Origin of the sequence: Streptomyces sp. NRRL S-31, from assembly GCF_000718775.1 — a bacterium.
Classification (GTDB): Bacteria; Actinomycetota; Actinomycetes; order Streptomycetales; family Streptomycetaceae; genus Streptomyces.
In genome coordinates this window covers 1-22,824 of the sequence record NZ_JOCB01000044.1, presented here as the reverse complement: position 1 = coordinate 22,824, position 22,824 = coordinate 1, and the positions used below count along the sequence as shown (strand labels likewise).

Below are 22,824 nucleotides of genomic sequence, written 5' to 3'. Positions count from 1 at the left end.
GTTGTACCTCGGAGCCTCTCAGCCGTGACGAAGGGTTCGGGACCCCGGTGACGCGCCGGCCCTCCCGCCGCGGGGTCCGCCGGACGATCCGGGGAGGGTCGGCTTCGGGCGCCGTCGACAGCGGCCGGGAGGAGCGGGACGGCAGCCTTCGGGACGTCCGCGACCGCGCGTGTCCCGAGGAGGAAGGCGTACCGGAACGTGCCCTCGATCGTCGCCGACGGTATGTCCGGTGTCGAATGGTTTTCGGGCGAACGGTTCCTTCCGGCGGGCTCGTTCGGCCGCCGGAACGGTGGGTCCGGCGGGGCCCTGTCCGCGCCGGTGGTGAGACGGACCATACGGCGATCACACCCGCTTGTCGGTTACTGTCACCGGATGCTCGATGCCAACCGCTCTGGCACCGCCACGGCCGCTCCCCCGGCCGCCGCCACCCAACTCCTCGTCCCCGCGTCCCCACCGCGCCGCCCAGGACTGTCCGTCCGCTGCACGCGACTGCTGCTCTCCCCCTACGCCCGGCTGTCCCTGCTGCTCGCGCTGCTGGCGGGCGCGGCGGTGGGCGTGCTGCTGTGCGAGCCGCAGCGGCTGCTGACCCACGGCTGGCCGGCGCAGCTCGGCGGCGTCGCGGCGGCGGTCGTGTTCGCGGCGGCGTACGGGCTGTGCACCGTGGCGTTCGTGCCGCGTCCCCTGCTGAACCTGGCGGCGGGCGCGCTGTTCGGCTCGCAGCTGGGGCTGGCGGCGGCGCTCGCGGGCACGGTGTTCGGCGCCGGGGTGTCCTTCGGGCTGGGCCGGCTGCTCGGGCAGGACGCGTTGCGCCCACTGCTGCGGGGCCGCTGGCTGAAGGCGGCCGACGGACAGCTGAGCCGGCACGGGCTCCGGTCCATGCTGGCCCTGCGGCTCTTCCCCGGCGTGCCGTTCTGGGCGGCGAACTACTGCGCGGCCGTCTCCCGGATGGGCTGGCTGCCGTTCCTGCTGGCGACCGGCCTGGGCTCGATCCCGAACACGGCCGCCTACGCGGTGGCCGGCGCCCGCGCCTCGACGCCGACCTCCCCCGCCTTCCTGATCGCGATGGCCTGCATCGCCGTACCGGCCCTGGCGGGCACGGTGGTGGCGTGGCGCAAGCGCCACCGGCTGGCCGGCCGCTGAGCCGTCGCGCCCTCCGCCGCCGCGCAACACCCCCGTGCGCCACACGCCGTGCGCCATGTCCCTGATCGCCTGCGCGCCCAGGGCAGACGCGTCCCCGAGGAGAGACGTCCGATGTGGTCCAGCGTCATCGCCGTGGCCGGCACCCTGCTCGGCGGCGCGCTCGCCGGGCTGCTCCAGATCCGGCGCGAGCGGGACGCCCGCGCCGAACGCCGGGCGGAGGCCCTGCGGGTGGCGCTGGGCGAACTGGTCGCGGCCCTCGGGGACCACCGGCGCGCCCTGTGGCACCGCGAGGACCTCGCGCTGAACGGCGCGGGTGAGGAGGCCGTCGCGGCGGCCCGGGCGGCGTCGCACGCCACCCGCTCGGCCGTGACCGCCCCCCTGGTCGCGGTCTCCGTCCTCGAACCGGCCCTCGCCGAACCGGCGCGCAGGGCCGCCCTGGCCGCGTTCGGCCTCCGGGACGCCGCCGACCGCACGGCGCTGGCCGCCCGCCGCGAGGCCGCCATCGCGGCGACCGACGAGCTGGTCGCCGCCGCCGGGCGGGTCATGGCACGGTGACCGGCGCCGGCACCCCGGCGGGTGCCGGGGCCCAGACGCCCTCCCGGATCATCGCGTTGGCGAGTCCGCCCGCCCCGCACATGCTCCGCGGGGCACCGCGTGCGCGCGTCCTGCCGCCGTCCGGGCGGCCGGCTGTCCGGCCCCCGTTGCCCCGCCGCCCCCCGGGACCGCTACGCTGCCCTCGTCACATGATCACCATTTCTCTCCAGCACTTGGACCCCCTACCTTCATGTCTTGGTTTGAATCCCTCGTCCTCGGACTCGTCCAGGGGCTGACCGAGTTCCTGCCCGTCTCCTCCAGCGCCCACCTGCGGCTGACCGCCGCGTTCTCGGGCTGGGAGGACCCGGGCGCGGCCTTCACGGCGATCACCCAGATCGGCACCGAGGCCGCGGTCCTCATCTACTTCCGCAAGGACATCGGCCGGATCATCGTGTCCTGGTTCCGGTCGCTGTTCGACAAGTCGATGCGGCACGACCACGACGCGCAGATGGGCTGGCTGGTGATCGTCGGCTCCATCCCGATCGGTGTGCTGGGCGTGACGCTGAAGGACCAGATCGAGGGGCCGTTCCGGGATCTGCGGATCACCGCGACCATGCTCGTCGTCGTCGGCGTGGTGATCGGCATCGCCGACCGGCTGGCGGCCCGGGACGAGACCGGCCGCCGCCACCGGGCGCCCAAGCAGCGCAAGACGCTGGAGAACCTCGGCGTCAAGGACGGCCTGATCTTCGGCCTCTGCCAGGCATGCGCCCTCATCCCCGGCGTCTCCCGCTCCGGTGCGACCATCAGCGGCGGCCTGTTCATGGGCTACAAGCGGGAGGCCGCGGCCCGCTACTCCTTCCTCCTCGCCATCCCCGCCGTCCTCGCCTCCGGCGCCTTCGAGGTGAAGGACTCGGTGGGCGAGGGCCATGTGGACTGGGGGCCCACCCTGTTCGCCACCGTGATCGCGTTCGCCTCCGGCTACGCGGTGATCGCGTGGTTCATGAAGTGGATCTCCAACAAGAGCTTCATGCCCTTCGTCTGGTACCGCGTCGCCCTCGGCATCGTCATCATCGCCCTGGTCACCGCGGGCGTCCTCAGCCCGCACGCGGCGGAGTCGGCGGGCTGACGGCCCGTCCGGACCCCCGCTTCCGGACATCCTCCCCGCGCCGCCGCGCGCGCCCGTGACCAGCTCAACGCCTCGCGGTTGCGCGGCACTTCCCGGTCGCGGACGGTCCGGCGCACGGCGCCGGTGACCAACCCCATACCGTCTGCGTAGCGGCCTGGTAGCGCACGGTCAGTGCTTACCCCTAGGCTGTCCCGCATGTCCCCCGATTCCCCGTCCCCTGGTTCCGTGCGGTCTGCCGCCGAGGTGAACGAGCAGATCCGGGCGCTGTGGCTGCGTGCGGGCGGCACCCTGTCGGCCCAGGAGCGCGCGGAGTACGAGCTGTTGGTGATCGAGTGGGCCGCGGCGATGCGCGGCCGGGTCATCGAGGCGGCCTGACCCCCGGCCCCCCGGCACCCCGGCGCGGCCCTACGCCAGCAGGTGCGCGAGCACTTCGCCGGCCACCGGATACGGCCGCTCCTCGGGCAGCAGCCGGCCGGCCCGCTCCCGTTCCCCCGCGCGCACCAGCGCGTGGATCTCCGTGGCCAACGGGGTGACGTCCTCGATGCCGGTGATCCACTCGTCGGCGTACCGGGCCGCCGCCTCCCCGGCGAGGCCGAGCTGCAAGGACCGGTACGGCAGCGGGTTGTGGTGCAGATCCCGCTCCGGGTCCCACTGGACGCGGGCCGGGCTGGCCGCCAGCTCCCGCTTCCAGGCCGCCCGGTCGGCGTGCAGGGCGGGCACGTAGTGGGAGAGGCAGGCGTGGCGCAGGGCCCACTCGAAGCCCTCGCGGGTGATCTCGACGGCGAGGACGGTCTGCTGGCCCGCCTTGGTGCCCCAGCCGCAGCGGTACATCATCCACAGGAACGACGGCTTGATCCAGGTCATCCGGTCCCGCTTCCAGCTCGGCGGGAAGCGGCCGGTGCGGGCGGCCGGGCGGCCGATTCCCGGGCGGTATGCCTGGTAGACGGTGACCGTGGCGTCCGTGTGGCGGGCGCGGACACGGAACCTGGGTTCGCTCTCGGCGTGTTCTCCGTTCACCAGGACAGGTTCGGCCGACGCCGCCGCCCGCACCACCGAATATTCACCGCGCACACCTCTTGGCTCGGCGTCCGCCGTGCCCAACACTGTGCCGATGACGCAGCGCGCGGAGTTCGCGACCGTGAGGGACCGGCTGGCCGTGGACGACCTGGTCACCGCGTACGCGGTGGCGGTGGACGACGGTGACTGGCAGGCGTACCGAGGGCTGTTCACGGCGGACGGGCGGGCCGACTACCGTTCGGCGGGCGGCATCGAGGGTGACGCGGAGCGGGTCGCCGCCTGGCTCGCGGAGAGCCTGACGGCGTTCGCCATGCGCCAGCACCTGATCGTCAACCGGCAGGTGCGGTTCGGCGTCCTGGACCAGGACAGCGGTGACACCGCCCGCGTCCGCGCCGACTACCTCAACCCCATGCGCCTCGCGGGCGCCGCCGGTTCCACCGCACCGGACCTGGTGTGCGGCGGCCGCTACGACTTCGGGCTGCTGCGCACACCGGACGGCTGGCGCCTGCGCGAGGTCGTGGTGCGGGAGAAGTGGCGCCGCCTGCCGGCGGAGGGCCCCGCCGTGAGGTGAGCGGCGCGGCGCGGCGGGACCGCGGGAGACACCGGCACCGTTCACCGGCGCACACTGGAAGCACAGCTGGGTAGGAAGGGTCCCTATGAGGACGATCAACCACTGGCTGGCCTCCCCCTGGCGTCGCTCGGCCACCGCCGCCCTCGCGGGCGCCCTGCCCGTACTCGCGTTCCCGGCCCCGTCCCTGTGGTGGTTCGCGTACGTCGCCCTGGTGCCGTGGATCCTGCTGGCCCGCTCCGCGCCGACCGCCCGGCGGGCCGCGTACGACGGCTGGTGCGGCGGCTTCGGCTTCCTGCTCGCCGTCCACCACTGGCTGCTGCCGAGCCTGCACGTGTTCATCTTCCTGATAGCCGCGCTGCTGGGCCTGCTCTGGGCGCCCTGGGGGGTGCTGGTGCGCCGCCTGCTGGGCGGGGAGCCGTCGGCGGGCCGGGGTGCCGCCGCGCTGCTGGTGCTGCCGTCGGCCTGGCTGGCCGTGGAACTGGTCCGGTCCTGGCAGGGCCTCGGCGGGCCGTGGGGCATGCTGGGCGCCAGCCAGTGGCAGGTGGACCCGGCGCTGCGGCTGGCCTCGGTCGGCGGGGTGTGGCTGCTCAGCTTCCTGGTGGTGGCCGTCAACGTGGCGGTGGCGGTGCTCTTCGCCGTACGCGCCGCGCGCCTGCCGGCCCTGGCCTCGCTGCTCGCCACGGCCGCCGCGGCCTCGGCCGCGTGGGTGTGGGCGCCGCGTCCGGACGTCGACGGACGGGTGCGGATCGCCGTCGTGCAGCCGGGTGTCGTGGCCGGACAGGACAGCGGCGACCGGCGGTTCGACCGGGAGGAGCGGCTGACCCGGCGGCTCGCCGGGCGGGGCGTCGACCTGGTGGTGTGGGGCGAGTCCAGCGTCGGCTTCGACCTCGACGACCGGCCCGACCTGGCCCGGCGGCTGGCCGCGCTGTCCCGGGCGACCGGCGCCGACCTGCTGGTGAACGTGGACGCCCGCCGCGCCGACCGGCCCGGCATCTACAAGAGTTCGGTGCTGGTCGGCCCGCACGGCCCGACCGGTGACCGGTACGACAAGATGCGGCTGGTCCCGTTCGGCGAGTACATACCGGCCCGTTCGCTGTTCGGCTGGGCCACCTCCGTGGGCCGCGCCGCCGGCGAGGACCGGCAGCGCGGCACCGGGCAGACCGTGATGAACGTCGGGCACGGGCTGCGGGTCGGTCCGCTGATCTGCTTCGAGACCGCGTTCCCGGACATGAGCCGGCACCTGGCGGAGGACGGCGCGGACGTCCTCCTCGGCCAGTCCTCCACCTCGTCCTTCCAGCACAGCTGGGCGCCGGAGCAGCACGCCTCGCTGGCCGCGCTGCGCGCCGCCGAGACCGGCCGTCCGATGGTGCACGCCACCCTCACCGGCGTCTCGGCGGTGTACGGGCCGGACGGCCGGCGCCTCGGTCCGTGGCTGGGCACCGGCGCGAGCACCGCGCGCGTGTACGACGTACCACTCGCGCACGGCGTCACGCCGTACGTCCGGCACGGCGACTGGCCGGTGCCCGGCGCGCTGCTGGTGCTGGCCGTGCTGGGGGCGGCCGAGGGGGTGCGGGCGGTCAGGCCGCGCCGTGGCGGTCGTGCACCGCTCGCACCACCCGCTCGCACAGTTCATGGGTCGCCAGCGCGTCCCTGGCGCTGAGCACCCGCCCGGACCGTACGGCGTCCAGGAACGCGAGGGCCGCCTGCTCGATGCCGCGCTGGCGGGCCACCGGCACCCAGTCGCCGCGCCGGCGCACGGTCGGCTGTCCCTTGTGGTCGATCACCTCGGCGAGGTTGACCACCTGGCGCTTGGTGTCCTGTCCGGACACCTCCAGGACCTCCTCGCCGGAGCCGCTGAGCCGGTTCATCACCCCGAGCGCGGTGAAGCCGTCCCCGCTGAGCTGGAGCACCACGTGGTGGAGCAGCCCGCCCTCGGCGCGGGCGCGGACGGTGACGTCGTCGATGTCGCCCGGCACCAGGAACCGCAGGGTGTCGACGACGTGGATGAAGTCGTCCAGGATCATCGAACGCGGTTCCTCGGGCAGCCCGACCCGGTTCTTCTGGAGCAGGATCAGCTCGCGCGGGTGGTCCAGGCACTGGGCGTAGCCGGGGGCGTACCGGCGGTTGAAGCCCACGGACAGCGAGACGCCACGCCCCTCGGCCAGTTCCACGAGCCTTCGGGAGTCGGCGAGTTCGTAGGCGAGCGGCTTGTCCACGTAGGTCGGGACGCCCGCCTCCAGCAGCCGGGTGACGATCTCGGGGTGGACGGCGGTGGGCGCGTGCACGAAGGCCGCGTCCAGGCCGGCGGCGAGCAGTGAGTCCAGGGTGGCGTGCCGCTGTTCGCGGGGCAGGTGCAGGGTGTCGCCGACCCGGTCCAGGGTGGCGGGCGTGCGGGTCTGGAGATGGAGGTCGATCCCCGGCTGCGTGCCCAGCACCGGCAGGTACGCCTTCTGTGCGATGTCCCCGAGTCCGATGCAGCCGACCTTCACGTGCTCTCCTCCACCGCTGGCCTGCGTGTTCCCTGCCGGAAGCATACGGGGACGGCGGTCGGCGGCACCGCGCGCGGCGGAGCGCGGGCGGGGAACGCCGGCGGGGAACGCCGGCGGGGTCCTAACGCGGCCGGGGCGGTGTCCAGCCGTCGCCGCCCGGGGCGCCGTCCTCGTCGAGCCGCAGCGCCAGGCGGCTGATCGCGGTCCGGACCCCGTCGCCGTAGCCGTCGTCGGCCAGGGAGCCCGCGGTGCTGCGGGCCCGGCGCAGATGGCTGCGGGCGGCCTCGGCGCGGCCCAGTTTGACGTAGTCGGCGGCCAGGTTGAGGTGCAGGGACGGGAGGAAGCCCTGGACGCTGGCCGGGTCGCCGCCCGCGTGGCCGTCGCTCAGTTCCTCGGCCGCCGACAACGCCCGCAGGTCCCAGGCGAGTTCGTCCGCCGGGTCGTCCTGGGTGTCGGCCAGGTAGTGGGCGAGGGTGCAGCGGTGCAGCGGATCGCCGTCCTCGCCGACCTCCGCCCACAGGTCGAGGAGACGGCTGCGGGCCTCCTCGCGGTCACCGCCGTGGTGCAACATCACGACCTGCCCGATCCGCGTCGGCAGGGCGTCCGGCGCCTCCTGCCCCTGTCGCTCCGCCACGGTGTCCCTCCGGGCCGTCGTCGATCGTCCGTTCCGACGCTAACCGGCGCGGCCGCGATTCCCGGTCAGGCGGCGCCGTCGCGCGGCGGGCGGCCGGTCAACTGCGGGCCGTGGCGGGCGGTTCGCACCCGCCCCGTCCCGCCCGGGTCAGCCCAGGTTCGGGATCCGCCAGTCGACCGGCTCGTGGCCCTGGCGGGCGATCGCCTCGTTGATCTGCGTGAACGGGTGGGAGCCGAAGAACTTCTTCGCGGACAGCGGCGAGGGGTGCGCGCCCTTGACCACCACGTGCCGGGTCTCGTCGATCAGCGGGAGTTTCTTCTGCGCGTAGTTGCCCCACAGGACGAAGACCGCCGGGTCGGGCCGGGAGGCCACCGCGCGGATCACGGCGTCGGTGAACTTCTCCCAGCCCTTGCCCTTGTGCGAGTTGGCCTCGCCGGCGCGGACGGTGAGCACGGCGTTGAGCAGCAGCACGCCCTGCCGGGCCCACGGCATCAGATAGCCGTTGTCCGGGATCGGCAGGCCCAGCTCCGCCTGCATCTCCTTGTAGATGTTGCGCAGCGAGGGCGGGGTCCGCACCCCGGGGCGGACCGAGAAGCACAGGCCGTGGCCCTGGCCCTCGCCGTGGTACGGGTCCTGGCCGAGGACGAGGACCTTCACCCGCTCGTACGGCGTCGCGTCCAGCGCGGCGAAGACCTCCTCGCGCGGCGGGTAGACGGGGCCCTTCGCCCGCTCCTCCTCGACGAACTCGATCAGCTCCTTGAAGTAGGGCTGCTGGAGCTCGTCACCCAGAACCCCGCGCCAGGATTCGGGCAGCATGGCGATGTCGGTCACGTCAACGTCCTCACGATGTCGATCAACCAGTGCGGTCACTTCCAGGCTTCAGAACCTACAGGCGACCACTGACAATCAGTGCCGGGAGGGCATCTCACCAGCTGGTCTTGCGGTGCAGCATCCACATCATCATGATCGTCGACGGGTCGAGGGCCTGCTCGCCGCCGGAGATGTCGACGCTGGCCGCCACGAACTGCCGGCCCTGCCAGAGCGGGATCAGCCGGGCGTCGTCCACCATGATCTGCTGGGCCGCCTCGACGTCCTCGACGGTCTTGGCGCGGTCGCTCTCCCCGCGGGCGTGCGGCAGCAGCCGGCCGGTGATCTCCTTGGCCGGATAGGGCGTGCCGAGGGCGTTGTGCTCGCCGACGAACGGGGCGATGAAGTTGTCGGCGTCGGGGAAGTCCGGGGACCAGCCGCGCCCGAAAACCGGGTACCGGCCCTTCTGGTAGCCGACCACGTAGCTGTTCCAGGGGCGGCTCTTGAGGGTGATGGTGAACAGGCCGGAGCCCTCCAGCTGCTTCTTCAGCTCCTGGAACATCAGGGCCGTCTCGGAGCCGTAGCGGTCGGTGGTGTACCAGAGGGTGAGCGGGACGCGCCGGGTGATGCCGGCCCCGGCGAGGATCCTGCGGGCCTTGGGGACGCTGGGGTCGCCGTAGTCGTCGAAGAAGCCGGTGGCGTGGCCGGTGAGGCCCCTGGGGACCATGGAGTACAGCGGGTCGACGGTGTCCTTGTAGACCTTGTGCGCGATGGCGCCCCGGTCCACGATCTGGGCGACGGCCTTGCGTACGGCGGGCCGCCTGGCCCAGGGGTCCTCGGGATTGAAGACCAGGTAGCTGATGTCGGTGCCGGCGCCGTCGACCAGTTGCAGGTTCCGGCTGTCGTGCTCCTGGAGGGCGAGGATGTCGTCGGCGCCCAGACCGCGGTAGGTGACGTCGATCCGCTTCTCCCGCAGCGCCTTGACCATGCCCGCGGAGTCCTTGAAGTAGCGGATGGTCACCGCGTCGTTCTTCGGCTTGGCGAAACCCTGGTAGGTGTCGTTGCGGACCAGGACGGCCTGGCCGTCCTCGTAGGACCGGAGCCGGTAGGGCCCGGAGCCGTGCACCTCGGCGTCCTCGCGCAGCGAGCCGGCCGGGTAGTCGTCCGGGTCGACGATCGACATGGCGGGGGTGGCCAGCACGAAGGGGAAGGTGGCGTCGGGCTGGTTGAGGTGGAAGACGACGACGCGGTCGCCGGAGGTCTCGACGCGGTCCAGGCTGCCGAGCAGCCCGGCGGGGCCGCCGGGGGCGTCGATGGCGCGGATGCGGTCGATCGAGTGCCGCACGGCCTCGGCGGTCAGCGGGTCGCCGTCGGAGAACTTGAGGCCGGCGCGCAGTGTGCAGCGGTAGGTGCGGCTGGTGGAGTCCGAGAAGGCGCAGCCGGCGGCGGCGTCGGGCTGGGGGGTGGTGGCCCCGTTCGGGTAGGCGACGAGCGTCTGGAAGATGTTGCGGTACAGCTCCCAGGAGCCGTCCCAGGCTCCGGCCGGGTCCAGGGTGCTGGGGGCGCTGGTGGTGCCCACGACGATCGGCCCTTGGTCGTCGGGGTCGCCGTCGGACAGCAGGCCGCATCCGGTGACCAGCGACAGAGACGTGATCGCCGCGACTCTCCGCAGGAATCGGTTCCGGTTGAACACGCGCACGCTCCTCGATCCGCCGTACCAAGGGTCGGCAGACCATACCGCAGCGTTCGGACGCCTGAACCTCCCCTGGAACAAGGGCTCTTGATCGATTTCGCGATGACGACGTTGTCAGTCCGGAGTGCGGACTCCGGGGGTGTTCCGGGCGCCGATCCGTCCGGAAATCGGCGCCCGGGAGGTGCTCAGCCCACGCCCGCGTTGAGGAAGATCCCGCCGTCCACGACGAGGGTCTGACCGGTGATCCAGTCGGACTGCGCGCAGGTGAGGAACGCGGCGGCACCGCCGATGTCGGAGGGCACCCCGAGCCGGCCGAGCGGGTAGGCCGCCGCGGCCTCCTCCTCCCGGCCCTCGTACAGGGCCTGCGCGAACTTGGTCTTGACCACGGCCGGGGCGATCGCGTTGACCCGCACCCGCGGCGCGTACTCGTGCGCGAGCTGCTGGGTCAGGTTGATCATCGCGGCCTTGCTGACGCCGTACGCGCCGATGAACGGCGAGGGCGCGAGGCCCGCGACCGAGGCGATGTTGACGATCGCGCCGCCGTTGTCCTTCTGCCAGGCGTGCCAGGTCTTCTGGGCGAAGCCGAGGGCGGAGATCACGTTGGTCTCGAACACCTTGCGGGCGACGTTCAGGTCGAGGTCCGCGAGCGGGCCGAACACCGGGTTGGTGCCCGCGTTGTTGACCAGGAAGTCGACCCGGCCGAAGGTCTCCATGGCGCGTTCGACGACCTGGGTCTGGTGGTCCAGGTCGTGGGCCTTGCCGGCGACGCCGATGACCCGTTCGGCGCCGAGCCGCTCGACGGCCTCCTTCAGGGTGTCCTCGGTGCGGCCGGTGACGACGACGCGGTCGCCGCGCGCGACCAGCGCTTCGGCGACGCCGTAGCCGATGCCGCGGCTCGCGCCCGTGACGATCGCGACCTTGCCGGAAAGCTCGGGGAGTTCAGTCATGTCCGTGCTACCTCCGCATCCCCTAGTCGAGCGGTCCGCCGGCGACGTACAGCACCTGGCCGGAGACGAAGCCGGCCGCCTCGCCGGTGAAGAAGGCGATGGCGTTGGCGATGTCCTCGGGCTCGCCGACACGCTGCACCGGGATCTGGGTGGCGGCGGCCTTCTTGAAGTCGTCGAAGTCCATCTTGACCCGGTCGGCGGTGGCCTTGGTCATCTCGGTGGCGATGAAGCCCGGGGCGACGGCGTTGGCGGTGATGCCGAACTTGCCCAGCTCGATGGCGAGGGTCTTGGTGAAGCCCTGGAGGCCCGCCTTGGCGGCGGAGTAGTTGGCCTGGCCGCGGTTGCCGAGCGCCGAGGAGGAGGAGAGGTTGACGACGCGGCCCCAGCCGGCCTCCACCATGTGCTTCTGCACGGCCTTGGTCATCAGGAACGAGCCGCGCAGATGCACGTTCAGGACCGTGTCCCAGTCGGAGACGCTCATCTTGAACAGCAGGTTGTCGCGCAGCACACCGGCGTTGTTGACGAGGATCGTCGGGGCGCCCAGCTCCTCGGCGATCCGGGCGACGGCCGCTTCGACCTGCGCCTCGTCGGAGACGTCGGCGCCGACCGCGATGGCCTTGCCGCCGGCGGCGGTGATCTTCTCGACGGTGTCCTTGCAGGCGGCTTCGTCCAGGTCGATCACGGCGACCGCGCGGCCCTCGGCGGCCAGCCGTACGGCGGTGGCGGCGCCGATGCCGCGCGCCGCACCGGTGACGACCGCGACCCGCTGTTCAGTGGTGGACATTGCTGTTTCTCCTCGCCCTTGAGAGAACTGTCGGGCCCGGGAGGGGCCCCTCGTGCGGTGAGCGACCGCTTAGTACCTTCAGCACCCGTGACGCTAGAAGCCCCGGCACCCGGTGTCAACGGCCCACCGGGCCGGTGTGATCCATTACCTCACCAGGAGGTCAAGCAACCGTTCCGTCTCGGCGGCCGGATCGGCGGTCAGGCCGGTGTGCACGGGCCCGGGCTGGACCACCGTGGAGCGCGGCGCGATCAGCCAGCGGTAGCGGCGCCCGGCGTCGTCACCGGCCGCCTGGCCGGCCTCCTCGCCGCCCGCGCAGTGCCGTTCGACCGCCCGCAGCGCGGCCCGTACCCCGGCGACGTCGGCGGCCGGGTCCAGCGCGAGCAGCCGTGCCTCGTCCAGATGGGTGCGGGCGCCGACGTAGGCCCGGGCGCGGCAGTAGACGACCACGCCCGCGTTGATGCACTCCCCGCGCTCCACGCGCGGTACGACCCGCAGCAGCGCGTACTCGAACACGTCCCGGTCGCCGCCCTGGCCCGCCCGGGTGATGTGCCGCTCGGTCACATGGCCGGCCATGTGGATGTGGCGCTCGCTCACTTGCCCTCCTCGGTCGCGGAGCCGATGCCGGTGATCCGCCCGGCGATGACGGCCGCCCGGGCGAGCAGCGGCCGTGCGTAGGCCCGGCGCAGGTCGTCCGGGGTGTCGAAGCCGGGTTCACCGTCGAGCCAGACGTCCGGGATCTCGGCGGTGACCTCGGCCAGCAGGTCTTCGGTGACCCGGGGCGCCAGCTCGGCCGCGGCGGCCGTGACGTCCGGGGCGAACCGGGCGAGGGCGTGGTCCGAGGCGTCGTAGGGGCGGGCCGCCGAGGCTTCGGCACCGGGCCAGTTGTGGTGCCAGATCATCGTGGCGCCGTGGTCGATCAGCCACAGTTCGCCCCGGTGCACGAGCAGGTTGGGGTTGCGCCAGGAGCGGTCGACGTTGTTGATCAGGGCGTCGAACCAGACGATCCGGCCGGCCTCCTCGGGGGCCACCGGGAAGGCGAGCGGGTCGTAGCCGAGGGCACCGGACAGGAAGTCCATCCCGAGGTTGGTGCCGCCGCTGTGCCGGAGCAGGTCCTGCACCTGCTGTTCGGGTTCGCCGAGCCCGAGGACCGGGTCCAGCTCGACGGTGACCAGGCGGGGCATGCGGAATCCGAGGCGCCGGGCGAGTTCGCCGCAGACCACCTCGGCTACCAGGGTCTTGCGGCCCTGTCCGGCGCCGGTGAACTTCATGACATAGGTCCCGAAGTCGTCGGCCTCGACGAGCCCCGGCAGCGAGCCGCCCTCACGCAGAGGCGTGATGTAGCGGGTCGCGGTGACTTCCTTGAGCATCGCCCCAGGTTACTGGGGCACGGCCCGGTGTCCGACAGCCGTCCCGCGGCCGTGGCGCCACGCCCCGCGCGGCACCGCGGGACGAGGGTCCGGGTGCCCCTCTGAACGGCCGCCCGCCCCCGGCCGTACCCCCTGGCGGACCACGAGCGGCTCGCGGAAGGGAACTCCCCATGACCAGCGCACCCCTCCACCCCCCGGCCGGACCGGCCCGCCGAACCGTCATGGCGGCGGCCGGAGCGGCGGGACTCACCGCCGCGCTGACCGCCTGCGGCTCGGACGACGCCTCCACCGGCGGGTCCGCCGGCGGGTCCGGCGGCGGGTCCGGCGGGTCCGGCGGGTCCGGCTCCGGCGGCTCCGCGCCGGACGGCGGCGGCTCCGCGGGCGGCACCGTGCTCGCCAGGACGGCCGACATCCCCGAGGGCGGCGGCAGGATCTTCGAGGACCAGGGGGTCGTGGTCACCCAGCCGACGGCGGGCACCTACAAGGCGTTCTCGTCCGAGTGCACCCACCTGGGCTGCTCGGTGGGCAGCGTGGCGAACGGCGTCATCCGCTGCCCGTGCCACAACAGCGAGTTCTCCGTGACGGACGGCGGCGTGCGGCGGGGGGCCGCGACGAAGCCGCTGGCCCCCGCCGGGATCACGGTGTCCGGCGACGAGATCAAGCTGGCCTGAGCCGGTTCAGTGCCGCCCGGGCGCCCGGGTGAGGCAGCCGAGCACCTCGTCGGTGGTCGTCACCGTGGCGACCAGCGCGAGGGTGTGGCGGATCATCGCGCTGGTGTAGTCGGCGGGCACCCCCGCGATGGCGTCGGCCGGGACGACGGCGGTGTACCCGAGGTTGACGGCGTCGAACACCGCGTTGGGGATCGCCACGTTCGCCGAGACACCGGTGACGATCAGGGTGTGGCAGCCGAGGTTGCGCAGCATGGCGTCGACGCCGGTGCCGTGCAGCGGGGACAGCCCGTGCAGCCGCCGTACGACGAAGTCCTCCTCGGCGACCTCGATCGGGGGCGCGACCCGGACCGCCGTGCTGCCGCTCAGCTGCCGCACCGGAAGCCGCTCCGCGGCCCGGAACAGCCGGGCGTTGCGGCTCGCGCCCCGGCCGTCGGGCCGGCGCTCGGCGATGGCGTGCACCACCTGTACGCCGGCCGTGTGGGCGGCGGCGACCAGCCGGGCCACATTGCGCAGGGCCCCGGACGAGCGCGCCGCGCGGGCCAGCTCGGGCAGGGCGCCGTCCGGGCCGACGACCCCTTGCTGGCACTCCACGGTGAGCAGGACGGTACGCGGGGGATCGAGGAGTTCGCTGAGGTGCTCGTACGACGGCATGGCGCTCCCTTGGCGGACGACCCGGTGCGGACCGGTACCGGTGCTCCGGTGTCCGACCCGTTCCCTTCTCTGACGTGATGTCAGAGGATCAGTGGGAGCACGATAGTTCTCGGGCACGACGTGGGAGAAGAGGGGGCCGCATGACCGTCACGCAGCAGCGCCGGGGCCGGAGGATCATGATGACGCCCGGGGAGCTGGACGAGTTCCTCACCACCCGGCGCACCTGCCGGGTCGCGACCGTGTCGGCCGACGGCGCACCGCACGTGAGCGCGCTGTGGTTCGCCTGGGACGGCACGTCGCTGTGGCTGTACTCGGTGGTGCGCAGCCGGCGCTGGGCGCAGTTGCGCCGCGATCCGCGGCTGGCCGTCGTGGTCGACTCCGGCGAGGAGTACGACGAACTACGCGGGGTCGAGCTGGCCGGCCGGGTGGAGTTCGTGGGCGAGGTACCGCGCCGGGGCGAGCCGTGCGCCGAACTGGACACGGCCGAGACGCTGTTCGCGCGCAAGAACTTCGGCCTGGACGAGATGCCGCACGACGGCCGTCACGCCTGGGTCCGGCTGACCCCGGAGAAGATCGTCTCCTGGGACTTCCGCAAGCTCGGCGGCTAGACGATCCATTCCGAGGGGTCAGTGATCGTACGGTGATCTTCGGCGCCCTCTCCGCGCGTCCGCGGACAGCCCCCGAAGATCGTCTACGCCGTCATGCGGGGTTCGCCCATTCCTCGCGGAGCATCCCGAAGAGCACCCTGTCGTAGCGCTTCCCGTCCAGCGGCACGGCCGACCGGCGGCGACCCTCCTCGCGGAAACCCAGCCTGGTGAAGGCGCGCACGGCGCGCTCGTTGCCGCTCCAGGTATCCAGCTCCAGCCGGCTCAGGCCGTACGCGCCGAACAGGTGGTCCACGAGCAGCCGCAGCGCGTCACTGCCGTGGCCACGGCCCCAGAACTCCCGCTCGCCGATGGTCACTCCCAGCGTGGCCACCCCGGCGTACGGGTCCACGTCCCGGTAATCGGCCATGCCGATCACGCTTCCGCCCTCCAGGTCCTCGACCGTGAACACGGCCGACTCCCTCGGATTCAGACGCAGCATGGTCTCGAAGCCGAGACCGATCGCCTCCGCCGTGACCGGGCCGAAGCACGGATCGCCGGCCGTGGCCCAGCGCACCACTTCGGGATCGTTGCGCCACCGGAGATGATGCTCCGCGTCTTCGGAGCGCAGCGCACGCAGCCTTACCAACCTGCCTTCGAACATCGCGCCACTGTAATCGTTCACGGAACCGCCGAAGCCGACGATGTCCCACGCGGACGCCCTCCACCCGTCTCCGTCAACCTGCCCTGGGACAGCACTGCCCCCCCTGGAATCGAGCACCCAGGGCCGGGGGCGCCGGAAGGTTCAGCCGACCTGCCGTGCGGCCGTGCGCAGGGCCTCCACCGCGGCCCGGATCGAGGGGCGGCGGTCGGCGTCCGCCCGCCAGATCACGTACACATGGCGGCGCACGCGCTGCTTCAGCGGCAGCAGGACCACGCCCTCGGGCACCGGGTGGCGGCCCAGCAGCGGCGCTATGCAGACGCCGAGGCCGGCCGCGACGAGGCCGAGCTGGGTGTGGGTCTCGCCGGCGCGGTGGCCGACGATCGGCTCGACGCCCTTGGAGCGCAGGGTGAACATCAGCCACTCGTGGCAGAACTCGCCCGAGCCCCAGGTGATCCACTCGTCCTCGGCGAACTCGGTCAGCTCCACCTCGTCCCGGTCGGCGAGCCGGTGCCCGACAGGCAGGGCGACGTCCGCCGGGTCGTCCAGCAGGGGCTCCTTGACCAGTCCGTCGGGCACGGGCATCGGCTTGTTGTACCAGTCCAGGACCACCGCGAGGTCGAGGTCGCCGCGGACGACCCCGGCGATGCCCTGCTCCGGTTCCAGCTCGCTGGAGCGCACCCGCAGCCCCGGGTGCTCGGTGCGCAGCGCGCCGAGCGCGGCGGGGAACAGTCCGCGCGCGGCCGTGGGGAACGCCGACAGCCTAAGTTCGCCGACGACCTGGCCGCGGTGCGCCTCCAGGTCCGACTCGGCCAGTTCGACCTGCGACAGGATGCGCCCCGCGTGCTCCGACAGCAGCCGGCCGGCGTCCGTGAGCCGTACCCCGCGGCCGTTCTTGGCGAGGAGCTGCTGGCCGATCTCGCGCTCCAGCTTGCCCAGCTGCTGTGAGACCGCCGACGTCGTGACGTGCAGGGCCTCGGCGGCGGCGCTGACCGAGCCGTGCCGGGCCAGCGCGTCCAGGGTGCGCAGACGCTCCAGGTTCAACATGTAAGCGATACTAAGAGATACCAGGCGGAAAATCTCGATTGTCCTACGACGTCGCCTCCGGCATCGTGGCGCCATGAGCACGGTCAGCACGCCCCGGACCCAGTTCCCCGTTCCCGCCGCCGCCCGTCCCCGCGCCCGCCTGGACTGGCGCCTCCGTTTCGGCGCGCTGTCGCTGATCTGGGGCTTCAGCTTCCTGCTGATCAAGGTGGGGACCGAGGGGTACGCCCCCTTCCAGGTCACCCTCGGACGGCTGGCGTTCGGCACGGCGGTGCTGGTGGCGGCGATGGCCGTGAAGCGGGAGCGGCTGCCGCGCGGGGCCCGGCTGTGGGGGCGCATGGCGGTCGCCGCGTTCCTGCTGAACGCTGTGCCGTTCTCCCTGTTCGCCTACTCCGAGCTGACGATCCCGTCCACGCTGGCCGGCATCTGCAACGCCACCTCGCCCCTGTGGGGGATGGCCCTGTCCCTGGTCGCGCTCTCCGAGGACCGGCCCACCCGGGTCCGGGTCGCCGGCCTCGGACTCGGCTTCCTGGGCGTGCTGACGGTGCTGGGCGTCTGGCAGGGCTTCCACGGGCTGGACGCCACGGGCACGGCGATGGCGCTGCTGGCCTCGCTGAGCTATCCGGTGGGATGGATCTACGTCCGGCGGACGCTGGCGGGCACCGGGAACTCCCACCTGTCGATGACGGGCGGGCAGTTGCTGCTGGCCACGGTGCAGCTCGCCCTGGTGACGCCGCTGTTCACCGGCGTTCCCGAGCGTTTCGCGCCCGTTCCGCTGCTGGCCGTGGCCGCGCTGGGCGCGCTGGGGACGGGGCTGGCGGTGCTGATCCAGTACGGGCTGGTCGCCGAGGTGGGTCCGACCACCGCCCAGATGGTCACGTACTTCATCCCGGTCATCGCCACGGCCGCGGGGGTGGCGATCCTCGGGGAGTCGCTGCGGTGGACGACGCCGGTGGGCGCGGTGATCGTCCTCGCGGGAGCCGCGCTCACCCAGGTCAGGCCGAAGAGCACCTGAGGAAGGCCGGGGCGGGGCCGCCGGGCGGCCGGGCCCTTCAGCGACCGGGCCCTTCAGCGACCGGCCGAACCACCCGGCGCCCGCCCGCCCCCTCTCCCGGTCGCGGTCAGCCGTAGGCGCGCGCCGGGCTCGGGCGTACCGCCGCCGCCACCGCGTCCGCCAGCGGGGTGATGTCCGCCTCGGTGAGCGGTGACACCGTGACGCGGATGCCCTGGGGGGAGGCGAGGCGGAAGCGGGCGCCGGGCGCCACCGCCCACCCGGCCCGCACGAGGCGGGCCACCGCGCCGGTCTCGTCCGGGACCGGCACCCAGACGTTCATGCCGCTGCGGCCGTGGGCGGCGACCCCGCGTTCCGCCAGCGCGTCGACGAGGGCGTCCCGGCGCGCGCCGTACGACCGCGCCACCGCCGCCCGGTCCACCGCGCCGTCCGCCCACAGCCGGGCCCAGGCCCGCTGGAGCAGCAGGCTGACCCAGCCGGGGCCGAGACGCTGTCGGCCCCGCACCCGGTCGACGGTGACCTGGTCGCCGGCCAGCACGGCCACGCGCAGATCGGGTCCGTACACCTTGGCGGCCGAGCGGACGAAGGCCCAGTGGCGGGTCACGCCGGCGAGCGGGTGCAGGGGCAGGTCGACGATGCCGTGGCCGTGGTCGTCCTCGATGAGCAGGGTCCCCGGGTGGTGCCCCAGCACCGCGCGCAGGGCCCGCGCGCGGGCACCGCTCAGCGAGGCACCGGTCGGGTTCTGGGCGCGGTCGGTCACGATCAGGGCGCGGGCCCCCGACTCCAGGGCCCGGCGCAGGTCGTCGGCGCGCGGGCCGTCGTCGTCCACGCCGACGGGGAGCGTGCGCAGTCCGAGCGCGGGGATCAGATCGAGCAGGCTCCCCCAGCCCGGGTCCTCGACCGCGACCGCGTCGCCGGGCCTGAGGTGGGCGGCGAGGACGCGTTCGACGGCGTCGAGGGAGCCGGAGGTCACCGTCAGCGGGCCGCCGGGGACGCCGTCGGCGTCGAGTCCGGCGCGGGCGAGCCGGACGAGGTCCGCGTCGAGGGGGTCGGCGCCGTACAGGACGGGCCGCCGGTCGCCCTCCTCCGCCGCCGGGAGGAGGGCCGGGGCGAGGCGGGGCAGCAGGGAGGGGTCGGGGTTGCCGGTGGACAGGTCGCGGCCCCCGGGGGGCACCTCCACACGCAGTTCCTCCCGCTCGGTGGTGGCGGGTCGGGCGCGGACGCGACTGCCCCTGCGGCCGGCGGTCTCGATCACCCCGCGTTCGCGCAGGGTGCGGTAGGCGGCGGCGACCGTGTTGGGATTCACGCCCAGTCGAGCGGCCAACTCCCGCATGGGAGGGAGGTTCTGGCCCGGCCGGAGCCGCCCCGCGCCGACCGCCTGCTCGACGTCGGCGGCGATCTCGGCTGCGCCGCGCCCTTCGATCCGATACTCTCCTAGCACAAAATCCATTATGCACTAGTGCAATGCCTGGTGCAATCGGAAGCGCTACGGAGGACCGCCATGCAGGGCACGACCGAGGACACCCGGGCCGCCGCCTACACGCCGACCGACCGGACCGTGCCCACGCGCTCCGCGGACCGGGCCTCGTACGACAGGGAGCTGGTGCACGCGATATTGGACGAGGGGTACGTCTGCCACCTGGGCTTCGTCCGGGACGGCGCCCCGGTGGTCCTGCCGACGCTGTACGGCCGCGTCGGCGAGCGGCTCTACGTCCACGGCTCGACCGGGTCCCGGCCGCTGCGGATGGCCGGCGGGGCCGACCCGGGCCTGCCGGTGTGCCTGACGGTCACCCACGTCGACGGACTGGTGCTGGCCCGCTCGGCCTTCCACCACTCGATCAACTACCGCTCGGTCGTGGTGCACGGCGTCGCCCACGAGGTCACCGACCCCGAGGAGCGGCGGCTGGCCCTGGACGCGCTGGTCGACCACGTCGTACCGGGCCGGGCCGCCGACTCCCGGCCCGCGAACAAGAAGGAGCTGGCCGCCACCGCGGTGATCCGCCTCGACCTGGAGGAGGTCTCGGCCAAGGTCCGCACCGGCGGCGTCCACGACGAGCCCGAGGACCTCGCCCTGCCGCACTGGGCCGGGGTCGTCCCGCTGCGCAAGGGCTACGGCACCCCGCTCCCCGACGCCGACCTGGCACCGGGCACCGAACTCCCGGACTACCTGACGGCGCGCTAGCGACGCCGGGACGCGGAGGGGCCGACTCCCGGGGGCCGGTGGGCGGCACCGGGGTCGACTCCCGGGCCCGGCGGGGGGGCCGCCTCCTGGAGCCCGGCCCGGCGGGGTGCATGGGGCCGATTCCGGCGCGGCCCGGAGGGCGACCATCGGGGCGGAGCCCCCTCTTGGCCGCCCGGCGAGTCACCACCGGCCGCCTAGCGCGCGACCCGGCGCGGCACGCCAGGGTGGTCTACGTCAGCAGGTCGACTCCGGCAGGGCTCGGCAGGGCACACCGGCACCGGCTGCCGCGCAGCCCGGCGGGTGCACACGCGCCGGCTCCCGCGCGGTCCCGCCGGTCACAGCCGCTCCGGCTGTCGCCGGGCGTCGCGGGCCTCGCTCGCGGCCAGGCCCGCGACGGCTCCGAGCAGGAGCAGCGCGCCGGCCGTCGTGGACGCCGTGAGCCGCTCGCCGAGCAGCAGGACCGCGAGCACGGCCGCGGCCACCGGTTCCAGCAGCATGATCACGGAGACGGTGGCGGACCGGACGACCGCGGCTCCCGCGAAGTAGCACGCGTAGGCGAGGGCCGTGGGCACCGTGGCGATGTACAGCAGTAGCCACAGCAGCCGGACCGGGTGGGCGGTGTGCGGGAGCAGCCCCTCCTGGACGGCGAACGGCAGCAGGCACAGGCTGGTCACGGCGAAGGTTCCCACGGTGGTGCCCGCGGTGTCCGCGTCGCCGTCCCTGCCCCAGCGGCGGGTGAGCAGGGTCATGAGGGCGTAGCCCGCGGCCGAGGCCAGCGCGGACAGCACACCCGCCGGGCGGACGGTCGCGGCCGGGCCACCGAGGGTGAGCACGGACAGCCCGGCGAGCGCACCGGCGACCGCCGCGATCCCGCCGGCACCGAGCCGCTCACCGAGCAGCAGTCGTGCGCCGAGCGCGATGAGCACGGGCCCCGCGCCGAGGGTCACGATGGTGGCCACGGCCAGGCCGGTCGACGCCACCGCCGCGAAGTAGGCGGTCTGGAACACGGCGAGACCGACTCCGGTGGCCAGCGCCCTCGCCACCGTACGGCGCAGGGACCGGGCGGTGGCGGCGCGGCGAGCGCGCGGGCGCAGCAGGCGGCCGGCCGACAGGAAGGCGAGCCCCAGCGCGCAGCGCCAGAAGGAGAGGGCGACGGCGCCCATGTCGCTGGTCCGGTAGACCAGCGAGGCGGTGGCGCCCGCGGTGCCCCAGGCGACACCGGTGACGATCAACAGGAGCAGGCCACGCCCGACGGGCAGGCCAGAGGCGGCGTTCGGCAACAGATCTTCTCCGTGGAAGCGCGCCGGAAAGGCGCGGAAGTTCGTAAGCGTCCCGCTGCGGCGGGGCGCGCTGACTTCATCCGCGGGCAGCACCGTCCAGCCCGGCGCGCGTGCGCCGGGCGCGTGTCCCGGAGGCCCGCCTCAGGCGGCCGGGGGCGGGAGGACGAGTGCGTTCTGCGCCATGCGGCGACCCTAGGCCGCGGTGCCCCGGGCGGACAACTCCCTTTCCGCGCCCCCGGAGGCGACCGGTTCCGGGGAGCCCTTGGCGGGGGTCGAGGACTGGGCGATGAAGGCGCCGACCAGGACGACCGCGCCGCCGGCGACCTGCGGGGCGGACAGGTGCTCGCCGAGCAGCACCCAGGCCAGCACGGTCGCGATGACCGCCTCCAGACAGGCGACGACCCCGGCGACCTGCGGCGACAGCCGGCGCACGGACAGCACTCCGGTGATGTAGGCGATGACCGTGGCGACCAGCACGATCCAGGCGAGCAGCGCGACGGCCGGTACGGCGGTGCCGTTCAGGTCCGCGGAGCCCGCCAGCACCGGCCAGTCCATGCTCCACGGGCGGGCCACGACGGTCAGTACGGCGGCGCCGACGAGCAGCCCGTAGGCGATGACGCCGAGCGGGTCCGGGGCCGCCGCCCCCGCGTCGCCGCCCTGGTCGGACAGGACGAAGTAGCCGACCTGGCAGCAGGCCGCGCCGAGGGCGAACACCAGGCCCAGCGCGTCGAAGCCGAGCCCCGACCAGACCTCGACCACACAGGCGAGACCGCCCGCGGCGAGGACCACGCCGAGCGCGGCGGCGCGGGTGACGGGCCGCCGCTGCACGAACCGGACCCAGCCGAGCACCAGGGCGGGCGCCAGGTACTCGATGAGCAGGGCCACCCCGACCGGTATCCGGGAGAGCGCGGCGAAGTAGCAGGCCTGGACACCGGCGACGGCGAGCAGCCCGAACCCGGCGAGCAGCGCGGGGTGGCGGCGGGGCAGGTCGCGGTGGCGTACCGCGAGCGGCAGCATCACCAGGGCGGCGCCCGCCACCCGCAGCCACACCACGTGCAGCGGGTCGAGTCCCGCCTCGATCAGCGGCTTCGCGGCGACACCGGACCCGCCGAAGGCCAGTGCCGAGCCGAGCGCGAGACCGAGTCCGGCTCCCTTGCCGGGACTGTCCTGACTGCTCACAGACGTATGCACCGGCACATGATGACAGGCGCCGACAGGAGCGTCACCCCTGTTGACACCTGTCTCAGTCGGTGGACGGTTCCGGCCGCCGGGCGAGGGCCGCACCGTCGTCGGCGTGCTTGCCGGTCCCAGCCCCGGCCCAGACCCCGGCCTCGATCCGCTCCGTCAGCCCGCGGGCCGGGATGCCGGCGCGTTCGAGGACCTCCACGGCCCGGGAGCGCGGGTCGGCGGCGAGCGCCGCCAGCAGGTCGGTGCCGGTGACGCGGGACGCGCCCCGGCGCCGGGCGCGGGCCCGGGCGTCCGCGAGCGCGGCGGACGCGGCGGGCGACCAGCCCCCGGTGTCCCTGGCCGTGCCGTCCGGCCAGGCGGCGGAAGCGGGCGGCACCGCGGCCGGGCGGCCGTCGGCACCGGTGCCCGCCGCGCCGGCACCGTCGTCCGCCCCGTCGGGGAC

The 22,824-nt window shown here is 73.9% G+C and carries 26 protein-coding genes; 10 read left to right on the top strand and 16 right to left on the bottom strand.

The annotated features are described in order from the left end of the window. Window positions 1–372 precede the first annotated feature (372 nt). The 4 genes from IF37_RS0118685 (at window position 373) to IF37_RS42245 (ending at window position 3,175) form a co-directional block, all read left to right on the top strand. Window positions 373–1,140, top strand: coding sequence for a TVP38/TMEM64 family protein (locus IF37_RS0118685; RefSeq protein WP_030743669.1), 768 nt, complete (start codon window positions 373–375; stop codon window positions 1,138–1,140). 111 nt (window positions 1,141–1,251) lie between these two features. Continuing rightward, window positions 1,252–1,695, top strand: a complete 444-nt coding sequence (locus IF37_RS0118680) for a hypothetical protein (protein WP_030743667.1) — start codon at window positions 1,252–1,254, stop codon at window positions 1,693–1,695. Between the two features lie 229 nt (window positions 1,696–1,924). Next, entirely contained in the window at window positions 1,925–2,800 is an 876-nt protein-coding gene (locus IF37_RS0118675) for an undecaprenyl-diphosphate phosphatase (RefSeq protein ID WP_030743664.1), read from the top strand. A gap of 195 nt (window positions 2,801–2,995) precedes the next feature. Beyond that, the gene (locus IF37_RS42245) at window positions 2,996–3,175 is read left to right on the top strand and encodes a hypothetical protein (RefSeq protein WP_079165797.1); all 180 of its coding nucleotides are present in this window, start codon (window positions 2,996–2,998) and stop codon (window positions 3,173–3,175) included. A 30-nt stretch (window positions 3,176–3,205) separates the two neighbouring features. Here the strand turns inward: IF37_RS42245 and IF37_RS0118665 are convergent, their stop codons facing one another. Further along, window positions 3,206–3,817, bottom strand: a complete 612-nt coding sequence (locus tag IF37_RS0118665; RefSeq protein WP_030743662.1) for a DUF4291 domain-containing protein — start codon at window positions 3,815–3,817, stop codon at window positions 3,206–3,208. A gap of 94 nt (window positions 3,818–3,911) precedes the next feature. Here IF37_RS0118665 and IF37_RS0118660 point away from each other — a divergent pair, with 94 nt between their 5' ends. Both IF37_RS0118660 and lnt read left to right on the top strand, forming a co-directional pair. After that, window positions 3,912–4,388 carry a nuclear transport factor 2 family protein gene (locus IF37_RS0118660; RefSeq protein ID WP_030743660.1) on the top strand — a complete coding sequence of 159 codons (477 nt, stop codon included), beginning with the start codon at window positions 3,912–3,914 and terminating at the stop codon, window positions 4,386–4,388. An 85-nt stretch (window positions 4,389–4,473) separates the two neighbouring features. Beyond that, window positions 4,474–6,048, top strand: coding sequence for an apolipoprotein N-acyltransferase (lnt, locus tag IF37_RS0118655; RefSeq protein WP_030743658.1), 1,575 nt, complete (start codon window positions 4,474–4,476; stop codon window positions 6,046–6,048). On the opposite strand, the gene IF37_RS0118650 is transcribed toward lnt, so the two are convergent. From IF37_RS0118650 to IF37_RS0118615, 8 genes are all read right to left on the bottom strand, one after another. Beyond that, the gene (locus tag IF37_RS0118650; RefSeq protein WP_030743656.1) at window positions 5,966–6,877 is read right to left on the bottom strand and encodes a Gfo/Idh/MocA family protein; all 912 of its coding nucleotides are present in this window, start codon (window positions 6,875–6,877) and stop codon (window positions 5,966–5,968) included. The genes lnt and IF37_RS0118650 overlap by 83 nt on opposite strands. 121 nt (window positions 6,878–6,998) lie before the next feature. Beyond that, complete coding sequence (locus tag IF37_RS0118645; protein WP_030743654.1) at window positions 6,999–7,511, bottom strand: tetratricopeptide repeat protein; 513 nt, start codon at window positions 7,509–7,511, stop codon at window positions 6,999–7,001. Between the two features lie 147 nt (window positions 7,512–7,658). Next, complete coding sequence (ung, locus tag IF37_RS0118640; RefSeq protein ID WP_030743652.1) at window positions 7,659–8,342, bottom strand: uracil-DNA glycosylase; 684 nt, start codon at window positions 8,340–8,342, stop codon at window positions 7,659–7,661. 94 nt (window positions 8,343–8,436) lie between these two features. Further along, entirely contained in the window at window positions 8,437–10,011 is a 1,575-nt protein-coding gene (locus IF37_RS0118635) for an ABC transporter substrate-binding protein (RefSeq protein ID WP_030743651.1), read from the bottom strand. Between the two features lie 185 nt (window positions 10,012–10,196). Continuing rightward, window positions 10,197–10,958 (bottom strand): SDR family oxidoreductase, encoded by a 762-nt coding sequence (locus IF37_RS0118630; RefSeq protein ID WP_030743649.1) that lies wholly within the window; start codon window positions 10,956–10,958, stop codon window positions 10,197–10,199. A gap of 22 nt (window positions 10,959–10,980) precedes the next feature. After that, window positions 10,981–11,742, bottom strand: a complete 762-nt coding sequence (gene fabG / locus IF37_RS0118625) for a 3-oxoacyl-ACP reductase FabG (protein ID WP_030743647.1) — start codon at window positions 11,740–11,742, stop codon at window positions 10,981–10,983. 144 nt (window positions 11,743–11,886) lie between these two features. Then, on the bottom strand, window positions 11,887–12,336 hold the full coding sequence (locus tag IF37_RS0118620; protein WP_030743645.1) for a DUF3037 domain-containing protein: 450 nt from the start codon (window positions 12,334–12,336) through the stop codon (window positions 11,887–11,889). Then, the gene (locus tag IF37_RS0118615) at window positions 12,333–13,109 is read right to left on the bottom strand and encodes a HipA family kinase (RefSeq protein ID WP_030743643.1); all 777 of its coding nucleotides are present in this window, start codon (window positions 13,107–13,109) and stop codon (window positions 12,333–12,335) included. Before IF37_RS0118615 ends, IF37_RS0118620 begins: the two co-directional genes overlap by 4 nt. 170 nt (window positions 13,110–13,279) lie before the next feature. Between IF37_RS0118615 and IF37_RS0118610 the strand changes: the two genes are divergently transcribed. After that, window positions 13,280–13,780, top strand: coding sequence for a Rieske (2Fe-2S) protein (locus IF37_RS0118610; protein ID WP_030743641.1), 501 nt, complete (start codon window positions 13,280–13,282; stop codon window positions 13,778–13,780). Between the two features lie 6 nt (window positions 13,781–13,786). Here IF37_RS0118610 and IF37_RS0118605 read toward each other — a convergent pair whose 3' ends face one another. Further along, on the bottom strand, window positions 13,787–14,431 hold the full coding sequence (locus IF37_RS0118605) for a cysteine hydrolase (RefSeq protein ID WP_030743638.1): 645 nt from the start codon (window positions 14,429–14,431) through the stop codon (window positions 13,787–13,789). A 140-nt stretch (window positions 14,432–14,571) separates the two neighbouring features. Between IF37_RS0118605 and IF37_RS0118600 the strand changes: the two genes are divergently transcribed. Continuing rightward, window positions 14,572–15,039, top strand: a complete 468-nt coding sequence (locus tag IF37_RS0118600; protein WP_030743635.1) for a pyridoxamine 5'-phosphate oxidase family protein — start codon at window positions 14,572–14,574, stop codon at window positions 15,037–15,039. A gap of 91 nt (window positions 15,040–15,130) precedes the next feature. On the opposite strand, the gene IF37_RS0118595 is transcribed toward IF37_RS0118600, so the two are convergent. Both IF37_RS0118595 and IF37_RS0118590 read right to left on the bottom strand, forming a co-directional pair. After that, a complete protein-coding gene (locus tag IF37_RS0118595) occupies window positions 15,131–15,679 on the bottom strand; it encodes a GNAT family N-acetyltransferase (RefSeq protein ID WP_030743632.1) in 549 nt (182 codons plus the stop codon). Between the two features lie 141 nt (window positions 15,680–15,820). Continuing rightward, complete coding sequence (locus IF37_RS0118590; protein WP_030743630.1) at window positions 15,821–16,723, bottom strand: LysR family transcriptional regulator; 903 nt, start codon at window positions 16,721–16,723, stop codon at window positions 15,821–15,823. Between the two features lie 73 nt (window positions 16,724–16,796). On the opposite strand from IF37_RS0118590, the gene IF37_RS0118585 reads away from it, so the two are divergent. Then, on the top strand, window positions 16,797–17,735 hold the full coding sequence (locus IF37_RS0118585; RefSeq protein ID WP_030743628.1) for a DMT family transporter: 939 nt from the start codon (window positions 16,797–16,799) through the stop codon (window positions 17,733–17,735). Between the two features lie 106 nt (window positions 17,736–17,841). On the opposite strand, the gene IF37_RS0118580 is transcribed toward IF37_RS0118585, so the two are convergent. Then, window positions 17,842–19,173: an aminotransferase class I/II-fold pyridoxal phosphate-dependent enzyme gene (locus IF37_RS0118580; RefSeq protein WP_106981799.1), complete on the bottom strand. Its 1,332-nt coding sequence runs from the start codon at window positions 19,171–19,173 to the stop codon at window positions 17,842–17,844. A 60-nt stretch (window positions 19,174–19,233) separates the two neighbouring features. Between IF37_RS0118580 and IF37_RS0118575 the strand changes: the two genes are divergently transcribed. Then, entirely contained in the window at window positions 19,234–19,914 is a 681-nt protein-coding gene (locus IF37_RS0118575) for a pyridoxamine 5'-phosphate oxidase family protein (RefSeq protein ID WP_030743623.1), read from the top strand. Window positions 19,915–20,249: 335 nt separating this feature from the next. On the opposite strand, the gene IF37_RS0118570 is transcribed toward IF37_RS0118575, so the two are convergent. From IF37_RS0118570 to IF37_RS45850, 3 genes are all read right to left on the bottom strand, one after another. Continuing rightward, window positions 20,250–21,194, bottom strand: a complete 945-nt coding sequence (locus IF37_RS0118570) for a DMT family transporter (RefSeq protein ID WP_030743616.1) — start codon at window positions 21,192–21,194, stop codon at window positions 20,250–20,252. A 192-nt stretch (window positions 21,195–21,386) separates the two neighbouring features. Further along, entirely contained in the window at window positions 21,387–22,391 is a 1,005-nt protein-coding gene (locus tag IF37_RS0118565; RefSeq protein WP_030743614.1) for a DMT family transporter, read from the bottom strand. Between the two features lie 46 nt (window positions 22,392–22,437). Continuing rightward, window positions 22,438–22,824, bottom strand: a 387-nt coding sequence (locus IF37_RS45850) for a Clp protease N-terminal domain-containing protein (RefSeq protein WP_301540338.1), incomplete at its 5' end; no start/stop codon positions are given.

Bases quoted from the DNA above. Each gene is read 5' to 3' on its own strand.
- IF37_RS0118685 (WP_030743669.1), top strand. From the start codon at position 373: ATGCTCGATGCCAACCGCTCTGGCACCGCCACGGCCGCTCCCCCGGCC.
- IF37_RS0118680 (WP_030743667.1), top strand. From the start codon at position 1,252: ATGTGGTCCAGCGTCATCGCCGTGGCCGGCACCCTGCTCGGCGGCGCG.
- IF37_RS0118675 (WP_030743664.1), top strand. From the start codon at position 1,925: ATGTCTTGGTTTGAATCCCTCGTCCTCGGACTCGTCCAGGGGCTGACC.
- IF37_RS42245 (WP_079165797.1), top strand. From the start codon at position 2,996: ATGTCCCCCGATTCCCCGTCCCCTGGTTCCGTGCGGTCTGCCGCCGAG.
- IF37_RS0118660 (WP_030743660.1), top strand. From the start codon at position 3,912: ATGACGCAGCGCGCGGAGTTCGCGACCGTGAGGGACCGGCTGGCCGTG.
- lnt (WP_030743658.1), top strand. From the start codon at position 4,474: ATGAGGACGATCAACCACTGGCTGGCCTCCCCCTGGCGTCGCTCGGCC.
- IF37_RS0118630 (WP_030743649.1), bottom strand. From the start codon at position 10,958: ATGACTGAACTCCCCGAGCTTTCCGGCAAGGTCGCGATCGTCACGGGC.
- fabG (WP_030743647.1), bottom strand. From the start codon at position 11,742: ATGTCCACCACTGAACAGCGGGTCGCGGTCGTCACCGGTGCGGCGCGC.
- IF37_RS0118615 (WP_030743643.1), bottom strand. From the start codon at position 13,109: ATGCTCAAGGAAGTCACCGCGACCCGCTACATCACGCCTCTGCGTGAG.
- IF37_RS0118610 (WP_030743641.1), top strand. From the start codon at position 13,280: ATGACCAGCGCACCCCTCCACCCCCCGGCCGGACCGGCCCGCCGAACC.
- IF37_RS0118605 (WP_030743638.1), bottom strand. From the start codon at position 14,431: ATGCCGTCGTACGAGCACCTCAGCGAACTCCTCGATCCCCCGCGTACC.
- IF37_RS0118600 (WP_030743635.1), top strand. From the start codon at position 14,572: ATGACCGTCACGCAGCAGCGCCGGGGCCGGAGGATCATGATGACGCCC.
- IF37_RS0118595 (WP_030743632.1), bottom strand. From the start codon at position 15,679: ATGTTCGAAGGCAGGTTGGTAAGGCTGCGTGCGCTGCGCTCCGAAGAC.
- IF37_RS0118590 (WP_030743630.1), bottom strand. From the start codon at position 16,723: ATGTTGAACCTGGAGCGTCTGCGCACCCTGGACGCGCTGGCCCGGCAC.
- IF37_RS0118585 (WP_030743628.1), top strand. From the start codon at position 16,797: ATGAGCACGGTCAGCACGCCCCGGACCCAGTTCCCCGTTCCCGCCGCC.
- IF37_RS0118575 (WP_030743623.1), top strand. From the start codon at position 19,234: ATGCAGGGCACGACCGAGGACACCCGGGCCGCCGCCTACACGCCGACC.